6 protein-coding genes and 3 rRNA genes are annotated in these 13546 nt (G+C 67.0%); 3 read left to right on the forward strand and 6 right to left on the reverse strand.

The annotated features are described in order from the left end of the window. Positions 1-174: 174 nt before the first annotated feature. Both OG294_RS15135 and OG294_RS15140 read left to right on the forward strand, forming a co-directional pair. The gene (locus tag OG294_RS15135) at positions 175-2727 is read left to right on the forward strand and encodes a SpoIIE family protein phosphatase (RefSeq protein WP_327067033.1); all 2553 of its coding nucleotides are present in this window, start codon (positions 175-177) and stop codon (positions 2725-2727) included. 410 nt (positions 2728-3137) lie between these two features. Next, positions 3138-3707: an acetate uptake transporter gene (locus OG294_RS15140; RefSeq protein ID WP_327067034.1), complete on the forward strand. Its 570-nt coding sequence runs from the start codon at positions 3138-3140 to the stop codon at positions 3705-3707. On the opposite strand, the gene OG294_RS15145 is transcribed toward OG294_RS15140, so the two are convergent. The 6 genes from OG294_RS15145 to OG294_RS15170 all read right to left on the reverse strand — a co-directional run bounded on the left by OG294_RS15145 (position 3700) and on the right by OG294_RS15170 (position 12069). Continuing rightward, complete coding sequence (locus OG294_RS15145) at positions 3700-4557, reverse strand: phosphatase PAP2 family protein (RefSeq protein WP_327067035.1); 858 nt, start codon at positions 4555-4557, stop codon at positions 3700-3702. The two genes, OG294_RS15140 and OG294_RS15145, sit on opposite strands and share 8 nt — an antisense overlap. Positions 4558-4676: 119 nt before the next feature. Next, positions 4677-4793: ribosomal RNA gene (gene rrf, locus OG294_RS15150) — 5S ribosomal RNA — on the reverse strand. A gap of 83 nt (positions 4794-4876) precedes the next feature. Then, positions 4877-7996, reverse strand: a 23S ribosomal RNA gene (locus OG294_RS15155). A gap of 277 nt (positions 7997-8273) precedes the next feature. Further along, a 16S ribosomal RNA gene (locus OG294_RS15160) occupies positions 8274-9795 on the reverse strand. The 16S, 23S and 5S rRNA genes sit together here, the layout of an rRNA operon. A 601-nt stretch (positions 9796-10396) precedes the next feature. Continuing rightward, positions 10397-11089 carry a nucleoside/nucleotide kinase family protein gene (locus OG294_RS15165; RefSeq protein WP_327067036.1) on the reverse strand — a complete coding sequence of 231 codons (693 nt, stop codon included), beginning with the start codon at positions 11087-11089 and terminating at the stop codon, positions 10397-10399. Positions 11090-11091: 2 nt separating this feature from the next. Further along, positions 11092-12069 (reverse strand): S66 peptidase family protein, encoded by a 978-nt coding sequence (locus tag OG294_RS15170; RefSeq protein ID WP_327067037.1) that lies wholly within the window; start codon positions 12067-12069, stop codon positions 11092-11094. Positions 12070-12424: 355 nt separating this feature from the next. Here OG294_RS15170 and OG294_RS15175 point away from each other — a divergent pair, with 355 nt between their 5' ends. After that, positions 12425-13426, forward strand: coding sequence for a hypothetical protein (locus tag OG294_RS15175; protein WP_327067038.1), 1002 nt, complete (start codon positions 12425-12427; stop codon positions 13424-13426). Positions 13427-13546: the final 120 nt, after the last annotated feature.

Here is a 13546-nt window from a genome sequence, read left to right on the forward strand (position 1 = left end):
GAGAATCACTCCCGAGTGCCCGTTTCACTCCCCCTTGCCTCCGGGGAGACCAGCCGGAAAGTAGGGTGGAGCGCTGCACCTCGCCCTGGCCTGAGCCACCGGGACCGCCCACCCGCAGCCGGGTGGCACACCAGGCGCCGAGCAGCCGTACCCGAACCAGAGGAGAAGCAGCCCGTGGTCACCGCGCGCGCAGCCGCCACCTTCGAGCCGGACGGCCGCTCGGCCTCCGCCGCGCGCGGCTTCGTCCGCGACGCGCTGCTGGGTTGGGGGCTGCCCGAGGTCGTCGACGATGCCGTGGTCCTGGTCAGCGAACTGGTCACCAACGCCGTGGTGCACGCCGGGACCGCCGCCGAGGTGAGCTGCCTGCGCGAGGAGGACTCGGTCCAGATCGGCGTCACCGACCGGCACCCCGAGCGCGGGCTGCCCGCCTTCGCCGGGCCGGTCGCGGGCGACGCGGTCTCCGAGCACTTCGCCGACGCCGAGGGCGAGGGCGGGCGCGGCCTGCTGATGTGCTCGGCGCTCTCCAGCCGCTGGGGCGTGGAGTACTCGGCCGGGCAGAAGACCGTCTGGTTCCGGCTGCCGCTGCAGCGTGCCCTGCCCGGCACCCGCTACGCGCTGCCGCAGGCCCCCGGCGAGGTGCTGCCCAGCACCGACGGCACGGTGCTGGTGGCCGTCGTGCAGGTGGACGCCCAGGGGCTGGTGCGGGCCTGGAACGCCGACGCCGAAGAGCTGTTCCGCCAACCGGCCACCGAAGCGCTCGACCGGCCCTGGGCCGACCTGGTGGTCTGGCCGCAAGCCCCCGGCGAGCAGACCGGCCTGCCCGAGGTGCTCCAACTGGCCCGCTGGGAAGGAGCCTTCGGCATCCGCCGGAGCGATCAGCGGACCATCGAGGTCTACGGCTCCCAGGTCCGCGTGCTGGACTCCACCGGCGCTCCCTCCACGCTCTGCCTGCTGGTCCGCGAACGCGACCGGGCCGTGCTGCACACGCCGACCCGGATCGCCACCACCGGCCCCGTGCCGGGCGCCGTCGAGCCGATCGACCTGCTGCTCGACGGCGTGCCCGCCGACGACCTGTCAGGCATGCTCCAGCAGACCGTGGAACGAGCCCGCGACCTGCTCGACGGGGACGCGGCCTACCTGCTGCTGATCACCGAGGACGAGAGCGAGTTCGAGGTCAGGGCGGCCACCGGGCTGCCGGCCGGGCACACCAAGGACGTCCGGCTCCCGGTCGACTCCGGCAACGGCCGCTACGACTCCGCCCGGCTGCCCGCCGTCCACGAGGACCTCTCGGTGCGTCCGGGCGCGGCCCCGCTGCTCGGCGGCTCCGGGCTGCGCTCGCTGATCACCGTCCCGCTCAAGGTGGAGGGCCGGCTGATCGGCTCGCTCGGGGTGGCCGCCAACCGGGCCGGACAGTACGACAACGACCAGGCGCTGCGGCTGCAGTTCGCCGCCGACCGGATCGCGCTGACCGTCGAGAACGCCCGGCTGGCCGAGCGGGAGCGGCTGCGGCGCGGCGCGCTCTCCTTCCTGGTGGAGGCCTCCGACCTGCTGGCCGGCACCCTGGAGCACCAGCAGACCCTCGCCCTGGTGGCGCAGATGGCGGTGCCCACGCTCGCCGCCTGGTGCGCCGTCTACACCATCGCGGAGCAGGCCGAGTTCGCCGAGCTGGCCTTCGTGCTGCACGAGGACGAGGAGCAGATCGACCCGCTGCGCGCCCTGCTGCGGCGCATCGACCCGCCGGCGGGCCTGGTGGGCGGCGGCGCCGCGCCCTGGCCCGCCCCGGCCGGGGCCCTCACCGGCGCCGAGCCCGCCGGGCTGATCGGCCAGTGCGTGGCGCTGCCGCTGTTCGCGCGCAACCGGGTGATCGGCCTGCTGGCGCTCGGCACCAAGGCCGGGGTGACGTTCCGCCAGGAGATCCTGGAGCTGGCCGAGGACCTGTCCCGCCGCGCCGCCCTGGCCCTGGACAACTCCCGGCTCTACTCGGAGCGGACCGCGATCAGCCAGGCCCTGCAGCGCAGCCTGCTGCCCCCGGAGCTGCCGAAGATCCCCGGTGTCGAGGTGGAGGTCTTCTACCAGGCCGCCGGGGAGGGCAACGAGGTCGGCGGCGACTTCTACGACCTCTTCTCGATCCGCGAGGGCACCTACGGCTTCGCGATCGGCGACGTCTGCGGCACCGGCCCGCAGGCCGCCTCGGTCACCGGGCTGGCCCGGAACTCCCTGCGCCTGCTGGCCCGTGAGGGGCTGGACGCCCCGCAGGTGCTCTCCCGGCTCAACCGGGCGATCCTCGACGAGGGCGACCGGGGCCGCTTCCTGACCCTGCTCTACGGCGAGCTGACGCCCCGCCCGGACGGCAGCACCGCGCTGAGCCTGGTCTGCGCCGGGCACCCGCTGCCACTGCGGCTGCGCGGCGACGGCCAGGTGAGCCCGGCAGCCACCTCGCAGCCGCTGCTGGGCGTGATGGAGGAGCTGGAGCTGACGGCCGAGCAGGTGGTGCTGGAGCCGGGCGAGGTGCTGCTCTGCGTCACGGACGGGGTGACCGAGCGGCGTGAGGGGCTGCGGATGCTCGGCGAGGACGGGCTGGCCGAGGTGCTCACCGGGTGCACCGGACTGACGGCCGGAGCCGTCGCGGCCCGGGTGCAGCGCGCCGTCGAACGGTTCGCGCCGGAGCCCCCCTCGGACGACATGGCGATCATCGCGCTCCGGGTGCCGCTCCAGCGACGGGGCTGAGCCGGGTCACTGTTTGTCACGGACTGACGACGAATCGGCTGACAAACGAACAAATTCTGTGATTCACAAGGGTACAAGCCTCACGGCCCGGGTAGAGACCAGCTGACCGGGGGTTTCCCCGGCGAGCCCAGTCCCGGCAGCTGAGCTGCGGGGACGCAGCAGGTCGGCACCGCCCGCACGCTTCTCGTGGACGCCTACGGCGTGCCATCGCGACGGCTGCCATGTCCGCCGTCGCCATCACTCTCCGTCCATCTCGCGCATCCCCGCGCGCCCCGCAGCGCAGCCGCGCCGCCCGGGCGCCGCCCCGTCCTGGCCGCACCCGTCCTGGCTGTGCCCATTCCGGCCGCGGACCGACGGGTCGGATCCGACGTGTCAGATCCATCCCTGGAACGACCAGAAAGGAGCCTCCGGTGAGCACTGACGCTACCGGGGCCAATGCCCGACCCGCCTCGCTCGACGCGGGACCCCTCGGATACCTCGCGCTCGGTCTGACCCTGCTCGGCTACGGCCTGCTGCAGACCGGGCTCCTGCACCACACCCAGGTAGCCGACGCCGCGGGCCTCGCGCACCTGCTCGGCGGAGTCGCACTCTTCATCGCCGGCCTCTGGCAGCTGCGCAGCGGTGACACTCTCAACGGCACCGCGTTCGCCGGGCTGGGCGCCTTCTGGGCGGTCTGGTCCATGGGCGCGGGTTCGGCGGCCGGCGGCAAGAACGCGGCCGGGCTCTTCCTGCTGCTCTGGGCCATGCTGGCCTTCACCCTGACGGCCGCGAGCTGGCAGACCGGTCTCTTCAACCGGGCCGTCTTCGGTCTGCTGACGCTCTCGCTGCTGCTGAACGCGATCGGCGTGCTCACCACCTCCGACGGGCTGGTCAAGGCGGCCGGCTGGATCGCGGCGGTGGCCGGGCTGATCAGCTGGTACTGGGCCACGGCAGCGCTGACCAACCACCACTGGGGCCGGGCGGCGCTGCCGGTCAAGTGACCTGCTCGGCGCCGGATGCCGGTGGGCGGGGCCTCCCCAGGAGGCCCCGCCCACTGCTGCGCCGGCTTCGCCCGCCGAGCCGGCCGGCGCCGTACTGCACGGCGTACGCGAGCAGCAGCAGCGTGGTGGCCACCAGGCCGTCGGCCCAGAAGTGGTTGGCCGTCACCACCACGACGACGACGGTCAGCACGGGATGCACCAGGATCAGCCAGCGCCAGGGCGACCGGCTCACCCGGATGACCGCGACGGCCACCAGCACGCACCAGGCAACGTGGACGGACGGCATCGCCGACAGCTCGTCCGCGCGCAGACCGCCGATGCCGCCGTTGTAGACGGACTGGCCGTACTGCGCCGCCACGTCGACGAAACCGGCGTCCGGCAGCATCCGCGGGGGCGCGACCGGGATGAACTGGATCATCAGGCAGGCCGCGGTCACCAGCACGACCGTGGTCCGCACCCACGGGTAGCGTGCCCGGTGCCGCAGGAAGACCCAGAGCAGGACCGCGATCATCACCGCGAAGTGCATGGTCGCGTAGTAGTCGTTCGCCAGCCGGACCAGGATCGAGTGGGGCAGGACCGCCCGCTGCCAGGACGCTTCGTCCGGCAGGCCGAGTCTCAGCTCGGTGCGGTGGATCCACTCGGCCCGGTCGAGTGCGTGGTCGGTGCTCATCAGGGAGAGCTGGCCGACCAGTTGCCAGAGCGCGAACAGGGCCAGCAGGATGCCGGCTTCGCGCAGCAGGGCCACCGCGGTCCGACGGGTCGGCAGGGTGCGGTGGACGGCGTAGGCGGCCCCGAGGAGTGCCGCCCCCGTGGCGCCGGCACTCTGCCAGGACAGGGTCAGGTTCTGCAATGCCGGTGCCTCTCCGCCTGCTGATCCAGCTGCTGCTGCGTGGCAGAGAGGGTAGCGTGCCTGACCCTGAACGCAAGAAAGCCCCCTTCCCGAAGGAAGGGGGCTTTCTTGGAATGATTGTTCGGCGGCGTCCTACTCTCCCACAGGGTCCCCCCTGCAGTACCATCGGCGCTGTGAGGCTTAGCTTCCGGGTTCGGAATGTAACCGGGCGTTTCCCTCACGCTATGACCACCGAAACACTATGAAACTGTCGACCGGCAACCATCCGCATTCGGATGGGGGTCGTTGTTTCAGAACAACACAGTGGACGCGAGCAACTGAGGACAAGCCCTCGGCCTATTAGTACCGGTCAGCTCCACCCCTTACAGGGCTTCCACATCCGGCCTATCAACCCAGTCGTCTACTGGGAGCCTTACCCTCTCAAGGAGGTGGGAGTGCTCATCTCGAAGCAGGCTTCCCGCTTAGATGCTTTCAGCGGTTATCCCTCCCGAACGTAGCCAACCAGCCATGCCCTTGGCAGGACAACTGGCACACCAGAGGTTCGTCCGTCCCGGTCCTCTCGTACTAGGGACAGCCCTTCTCAACACTCCTACGCGCACAGCGGATAGGGACCGAACTGTCTCACGACGTTCTAAACCCAGCTCGCGTACCGCTTTAATGGGCGAACAGCCCAACCCTTGGGACCTACTCCAGCCCCAGGATGCGACGAGCCGACATCGAGGTGCCAAACCATCCCGTCGATATGGACTCTTGGGGAAGATCAGCCTGTTATCCCCGGGGTACCTTTTATCCGTTGAGCGACGGCGCTTCCACAAGCCACCGCCGGATCACTAGTCCCTGCTTTCGCACCTGCTCGACCCGTCGGTCTCACAGTCAAGCTCCCTTGTGCACTTACACTCAACACCTGATTGCCAACCAGGCTGAGGGAACCTTTGGGCGCCTCCGTTACTCTTTAGGAGGCAACCGCCCCAGTTAAACTACCCACCAGACACTGTCCCTGATCCGGATCACGGACCCAGGTTAGACATCCAGCACGACCAGAGTGGTATTTCAACGTCGACTCCACAACAACTGGCGTTGCCGCTTCAAAGTCTCCCACCTATCCTACACAAGCCGAACCGAACACCAATATCAAGCTATAGTAAAGGTCCCGGGGTCTTTCCGTCCTGCTGCGCGAAACGAGCATCTTTACTCGTAATGCAATTTCACCGGGCCTATGGTTGAGACAGTCGAGAAGTCGTTACGCCATTCGTGCAGGTCGGAACTTACCCGACAAGGAATTTCGCTACCTTAGGATGGTTATAGTTACCACCGCCGTTTACTGGCGCTTAAGTTCTCAGCTTCGCCCCGACGAATCAGAGCTAACCGGTCCCCTTAACGTTCCAGCACCGGGCAGGCGTCAGTCCGTATACATCGCCTTACGGCTTCGCACGGACCTGTGTTTTTAGTAAACAGTCGCTTCTCGCTGGTCTCTGCGGCCGGCCCCAGCTCGGGCAGCAAGTGCCTCCACCAGTTCCGGCCCCCCTTCTCCCGAAGTTACGGGGGCATTTTGCCGAGTTCCTTAACCATAGTTCACCCGAACGCCTCGGTATTCTCTACCTGACCACCTGAGTCGGTTTGGGGTACGGGCCGCCATGAAACTCGCTAGAGGCTTTTCTCGACAGCATAGGATCATCCACTTCACCACAATCGGCTCGGCATCAGGTCTCAGCCTTAATGAGTGACGGATTTGCCTATCACTCGGCCTACACCCTTACCCCGGGACAACCACCGCCCGGGCTGGACTACCTTCCTGCGTCACCCCATCGCTCACCTAATACCCTGTTGGATCAGCGGCTCCACCACGTCCCATTGTCCGAAGACTCCGGGCCGGCTTCACGGCTTTAGCATTCAGAGGTTCAGCGTTGGCGCTTCAAAGCGGGTACGGGAATATCAACCCGTTGTCCATCGACTACGCCTGTCGGCCTCGCCTTAGGTCCCGACTTACCCTGGGCAGATCAGCTTGACCCAGGAACCCTTGGTCAATCGGCGCAAGAGTTTCCCACTCTTGTATCGCTACTCATGCCTGCATTCTCACTCGTATACCGTCCACGACTGGATTCCTCCGCCGCTTCACCCGGCACACGACGCTCCCCTACCCATCCACAGCGCCGTTGGGCGTATTCTGTGAATGACACGACTTCGGTGGTGTGCTTGAGCCCCGCTACATTGTCGGCGCGGAATCACTTGACCAGTGAGCTATTACGCACTCTTTCAAGGGTGGCTGCTTCTAAGCCAACCTCCTGGTTGTCTCTGCGACTCCACATCCTTTCCCACTTAGCACACGCTTAGGGACCTTAGTCGGTGTTCTGGGCTGTTTCCCTCTCGACCATGGAGCTTATCCCCCACAGTCTCACTGCCACGCTCTCACTTACCGGCATTCGGAGTTTGGCTAAGGTCAGTAACCCGGTAAGGCCCATCGCCTATCCAGTGCTCTACCTCCGGCAAGAAACACGTGACGCTGCACCTAAATGCATTTCGGGGAGAACCAGCTATCACGGAGTTTGATTGGCCTTTCACCCCTAACCACAGGTCATCCCCCAGGTTTTCAACCCTGGTGGGTTCGGTCCTCCACGCGGTCTTACCCGCGCTTCAACCTGCCCATGGCTAGATCACTCCGCTTCGGGTCTTGGGCATGCAACTCAACCGCCCTATTCGGACTCGCTTTCGCTACGGCTACCCCACACGGGTTAACCTCGCTACACACCGCAAACTCGCAGGCTCATTCTTCAAAAGGCACGCAGTCACGGCTGATCAGCAAGCTGACCAACGACGCTCCCACGGCTTGTAGGCACACGGTTTCAGGTACTATTTCACTCCGCTCCCGCGGTACTTTTCACCATTCCCTCACGGTACTATCCGCTATCGGTCACTAGGGAATATTTAGGCTTAGCGGGTGGTCCCGCCAGATTCACACGGAATTTCTCGGGCTCCGTGCTACTTGGGAGAAGCTCAAGTGAGCCGTACAAGTTTCGTCTACGGGGGTCTTACCCTCTACGCCGGACCTTTCGCATGTCCTTCGACTACCCATACGGTTTCTGACTCACCCGATCGCCGGCAGACGACCGAAGAACTTTCCCACGACCCCGAAGTGGCAACCCCTGCCGGGTCTCACACCACAACGGTTTAGCCTCATCCGGTTTCGCTCGCCACTACTCCCGGAATCACGGTTGTTTTCTCTTCCTGCGGGTACTGAGATGTTTCACTTCCCCGCGTTCCCTCCACATACCCTATGTGTTCAGGTATGGGTGACAGCCCATGACGACTGCCGGGTTTCCCCATTCGGACACCCCCGGATCAAAGCTCGGTTGACAGCTCCCCGGGGCCTATCGCGGCCTCCCACGTCCTTCATCGGTTCCTAGTGCCAAGGCATCCACCGTGCGCCCTTAAAAACTTGGCCACAGATGCTCGCGTCCACTGTGCAGTTCTCAAACAACGACCAGACACCCACCTACACAACCAAGCAAAAACCCGGCGTGTCCGTGGGACCGGCACTGAGACAACGATTACTCGTTCCCTCAGGACCCAACAACGTGCCCGCCACACCAGATCACCCGTAACCGTTCCACGCCGAAGCAGTACTAGGAAACAACCAACCCTGTGTGCCGAATAGTCAACGTTCCACCCATGAGCAAGCACTCCAGGACATTCGCCCGAAGCTGCCATGTGCTCCTTAGAAAGGAGGTGATCCAGCCGCACCTTCCGGTACGGCTACCTTGTTACGACTTCGTCCCAATCGCTGGTCCCACCTTCGACGGCTCCCTCCCAAGGGTTAGGCCACCGGCTTCGGGTGTTACCGACTTTCGTGACGTGACGGGCGGTGTGTACAAGGCCCGGGAACGTATTCACCGCAGCATGCTGATCTGCGATTACTAGCAACTCCAACTTCATGGGGTCGAGTTGCAGACCCCAATCCGAACTGAGGCCGGCTTTTTGGGATTCGCTCCACCTCACGGTATCGCAGCCCTTTGTACCGACCATTGTAGCACGTGTGCAGCCCAAGACATAAGGGGCATGATGATTTGACGTCGTCCCCACCTTCCTCCGAGTTGACCCCGGCAGTCTCCTGTGAGTCCCCATCACCCCGAAAGGCATGCTGGCAACACAGAACAAGGGTTGCGCTCGTTGCGGGACTTAACCCAACATCTCACGACACGAGCTGACGACAACCATGCACCACCTGTATACCGACCACAAGGGGGCGACTATCTCTAGCCGTTTCCGGTATATGTCAAGCCTTGGTAAGGTTCTTCGCGTTGCGTCGAATTAAGCCACATGCTCCGCTGCTTGTGCGGGCCCCCGTCAATTCCTTTGAGTTTTAGCCTTGCGGCCGTACTCCCCAGGCGGGGAACTTAATGCGTTAGCTGCGGCACCGACGACGTGGAATGTCGCCAACACCTAGTTCCCAACGTTTACGGCGTGGACTACCAGGGTATCTAATCCTGTTCGCTCCCCACGCTTTCGCTCCTCAGCGTCAGTAATGGCCCAGAGATCCGCCTTCGCCACCGGTGTTCCTCCTGATATCTGCGCATTTCACCGCTACACCAGGAATTCCGATCTCCCCTACCACACTCTAGCCTGCCCGTATCGAATGCAGACCCGGGGTTAAGCCCCGGGCTTTCACATCCGACGCGACAGGCCGCCTACGAGCTCTTTACGCCCAATAATTCCGGACAACGCTCGCACCCTACGTATTACCGCGGCTGCTGGCACGTAGTTAGCCGGTGCTTCTTCTGCAGGTACCGTCACTTGCGCTTCTTCCCTGCTGAAAGAGGTTTACAACCCGAAGGCCGTCATCCCTCACGCGGCGTCGCTGCATCAGGCTTTCGCCCATTGTGCAATATTCCCCACTGCTGCCTCCCGTAGGAGTCTGGGCCGTGTCTCAGTCCCAGTGTGGCCGGTCGCCCTCTCAGGCCGGCTACCCGTCGTCGCCTTGGTAGGCCATTACCCCACCAACAAGCTGATAGGCCGCGGGCTCATCCTGCACCGCCGGAGCTTTCCACCAACCCCCATGCAGAGGAAGGTCGTATCCGGTATTAGACCCCGTTTCCAGGGCTTGTCCCAGAGTGCAGGGCAGATTGCCCACGTGTTACTCACCCGTTCGCCACTGATCCACCCCGAAGGGCTTCACCGTTCGACTTGCATGTGTTAAGCACGCCGCCAGCGTTCGTCCTGAGCCAGGATCAAACTCTCCGTGAATGTCTGCTCGTAATCGAGCAACACCCGCGTCGAGCGGCACGACAACCACCGGAATAGGGTGGCCTCGCGCACTGCGTCCTCGCTAGTGTTTTACTTCAAAAGGAATCTCCAACCCCGATCAGTGATCGAGGCCGGGGATGTCAACATATCTGGCGTTGACTTTTGGCACGCTGTTGAGTTCTCAAGGAACGGACGCTTCCTTCGCAGCCACTTCCGTGGCCCCTCCGGGCACTTCGTTCTTTCTTCTCTTCGAGCTTATCAGACCCGCCTCTCGGCGTTTCCCGACTCGCTCTCGGTGTTTCCAACCTTACCAGGTCTTCCGCACCGCTCGGCCTCAAGAGGCCTTCGCCGTAACCGACCTGACGGCCTGTCCGACGTGTTGAACTTTAGCCCAGCCCCGCTCCGAAAAGCGAATCCGGCCCACTCACCGAAATACCGGCACGACAAAAGAAGCCAGCCACCGAAAGGCGCAAAAGCAGCACGCCGGTGGCCGACATTGATGTCGGGAATGGTGTTTCAGGAAAGTGGCCGCCCCGGGACCGTCCGCGCCGATGCGTGTCCGGTGCTCCCTGCCGAGCGACTAGGGAACACTACGCCTGGATCAGGACTGCGGCAACTCGGCCACCCGGATGGTGCGGGTGCAGCGGGCGCGGCTCAGCTTCACGTACTCACCGTTCGGCTGGTCGTTCGAGGCGACCCAGTCGCGTGCCGCCCGTTCGTCGCGCCCGTTCTCCTGGTGGCGGCGGACCAGGCGGTCGGTGCGGAGCTCGTCGTCGACGTCGAGGTACCAGACCTCGCGGAGCAGCGAGCGCGCCTTGGCCCAGTCGGGTGAGTCGGCCGCGAGGTAGTTGCCCTCCGTGACGATGAGCCGGGTGCTGGGGGTGACCAGGTGTCGGGCCGCCACGGGCTCGTCGAGCTCGCGGTCGAAATCGGGGACATAGATGTCATGGAAGCGGTCGCCGGCCAGCCGCTCCAGCAGGGCGAGGTAGCCGCGGGCGTCGAAGCTGGGCGGGGAGCCCTTGCGGTGCCGCAGGCCCAGCCGGTCGAGCTGGGTGTTGGAGAGGTGGAATCCGTCCATCGGGACGTACGCGGCCGTCCCCGCTCCCTCGGCCCGGTTCACCGTGGCGACCAGGAAGCGGGCGAGCGTGGACTTGCCGGCGCCGGGGGCGCCGGTCAGGCCGAGCAGGGTCCGCCCACCGGGGCGGGAGGTGCGCAGCGTCGCGAGCAGTTCGGCCGCCAGGTCGGCGGGCCGCGTGATGGGCTGCTCCTGCGGGACGGTACTGGACTGGTGCACGCTCATCCGTCTCGATCGGCTGGACCGGCTCGGTCGGCCAGGGCCGGCAGGTCCAGGGTGAGGGTTCCGGCGTCGGCGTCCAGCACGGCCGGCAGGCCGAGCGGGACGGTGAGGGTGGACGGGCCGTGGCCGAAGCCCAGCTCCCAGAGGACGGGCACGCCGAGCGGGCCGAGCCGTTCGAGGAAGACGTCACGGAGCCGCTCCGGCGCACCGCACCCGGCCCAGGAGCCGAGGGCCACCCCGCGGATCCCGTCCAGGGCACCCGAGCGCAGCAGCTGGGTGAGGATGCGGTCGATGGCGTAGGGGTGCTCGTTGACGTCTTCCAACAGCAGGATCGTGCCGGCGAAGGACGGGCGGGCACCCGGCGTACCGCGCTCCACCGCGAGGAGCGAGGCGCAGCCGCCGGCGGTGATCCCGTACGCGCGGCCGGGGACGAGCGGGGCGGCCTCGGGTCCGGTCAGGGTGCGCACGGCAGCGGGGTCGAAGAGGGTGCGGCGCAGGTGCTCGGCGGTGGCCGGGTCGGCGATGAAGGAGGAGGCCGCGCCCATCGGCCCGTACAGCGAGGCGAGGCCGAGCCGGCCCGCGACCTGCTCGTGCAGCACCGTGACGTCGCTGAAGCCGATCAGGAGTTTGGGCGGGACCGCGGCCAGCGCGTCCCAGTCGAGCAGGTCGCTGACGCGTTGGGCGCCGAAGCCGCCGCGGGCGCAGAGGACGGCGGCCACGGTGGGGTCGAGCCAGGCCTGCTGGAAGTCGGCGGCGCGGTCCTCGTCGGTGCCCGCGAGGTGGCGCAGCCGCGGGTGGTGGTCCAGGACGTGCGCGCCGAGCACGGGTTCCAGGCCCCAGGTACGCAGGACGGCGCAGCCCGCGTCGAGCCGGTCGGGGTCGATCGGACCGCTCGGGGCGACGATGGCGACCCGGTCGCCGGGTATCAGTCTGCGGGGGCGGGTCAGGCCGAGTGGCGGGTGAGCGGGCGTGGCCATTGGTCCGTCCGTCCTTCCGGTGGCGGGGCGGTGGCAGGCGGCCGATGCGGCGCTGCCACGCCGTCGCGCCGTCGTGCGTTCGTCCTCATTGTGGCCTGCCGGGTGCCGTGACCTGGTCAAAGGGCGTCACCCGGATGAGAATCCTGTGACTCGTGTGACCGATGACACGTCAGTTTGGTTCTATGTCAGAAGACTTGACGAACCGCCGTCGGCGCCACGGCGGTTCCGTTACCGGACAGCAGTCGGACGTATGCGGTTGAACCCAGGGTCCCATGGACGTTCACCCTCCGGTACGGCAGGATTCGGGCGGACTGTACACCGGAGGACCTCACCGATGACCTCGTCGTTCATACCTATGGACACACCGAACCAGCCCCCGGCCGGTGAGGCGGCGGCCGAGCCGTCACAGGTCTGCCCGCCCCCCGCGCCGAGCCAGGTGTCACCGGCGGCGGAGCCCAAGCGGCGCGACGCCGGCGCCGCGACCACGGCGAACCTGCGCGCCGGGCTGGCCTCGCGGCTACGGTCCGCCTACGAACAGGGTGCCGACCTGGACGAGTTGGCAGCGGCCAGTCACCAGTCCATCGCCGAGGTCGAGCAGTTGCTGACCCTGGCCGGAGTCGATCCCGCCGCCGCCCGGACGCGACCGGCGGCGGACCGGACCGGGCGGGCGGGGATGGTGCCGCCTCAGCGCCACGGGTTGACCGGCGAGCTTTCCACGGGTGCGGACCAGGGGGGGCCGGGCGAGGAGCCGAGGGGCGCCGCCCAGCCGGACGACGGCTGGCGTCCCTCCAGTGCCCGCCCGAGGCCACGGATCCGGCGTCCCTCGCCGCCGCGGCGACTGGCCGGGCGTCCCGGTGCTGTCGCACCGGCGGACTCCGCGGCCGCTGTCCCGGGATACGGCGCCGCGGCCGTCTCACGGCCGGCCGCAGTCGAGCCGGACGCCGGCGCCGCGGCACCGGCCTCGGCGCCGGCCCCGGGCGACGAGGCGGTGGAGCCGGACGAGGCGGCCGAGGCCGCGGGGGCGGAGGCGCCGCTGGGGATCCTGATCGGCGGTCCGCGCCCGGTGCCTGCGTCGGCCGAGCGGCTGGAGGGGCAGCGCTGGCGGCGCGTCACCGCCCAGCTGATCCGGGTGGGTCGGGGCACCACCCTGGCCGTGCTCCCCGCCTGGCGGCCGTCGATCGCCGTCTCGGTCCCCACCGAGTTGCTGCTCGAGGCCACCGGCCTGGGGTACGAGGAACTCGCCCGGGCCGAGTTGACCGTGCTGATCAACACGGAAGCGCTGCACGACCGGGAGTTGCGGCCCCGCGACTGGCAGGTCGCACCGGACCACGGCTCAGGCCGGCGCCGCCGCGGCTGACCCCTGCCCGCCGGTGGGCGCGCAACGCGCTACCGGCTCGCGCTCGGCGCACACCGCGCGCCAGTTGAGCACCGGTGCGCTCTCCTCTTCTCCTGATGCACGCCGCGGCGCTCCTGTTCA

It is taken from the genome of Kitasatospora sp. NBC_01302 (genome assembly GCF_035976515.1).
GTDB lineage: Bacteria > Actinomycetota > Actinomycetes > Streptomycetales > Streptomycetaceae > Kitasatospora.

Bases quoted from the DNA above. Each gene is read 5' to 3' on its own strand.
- OG294_RS15170 (WP_327067037.1), bottom strand. From the start codon at position 12,069: ATGGCCACGCCCGCTCACCCGCCACTCGGCCTGACCCGCCCCCGCAGA.
- OG294_RS15175 (WP_327067038.1), top strand. From the start codon at position 12,425: ATGGACACACCGAACCAGCCCCCGGCCGGTGAGGCGGCGGCCGAGCCG.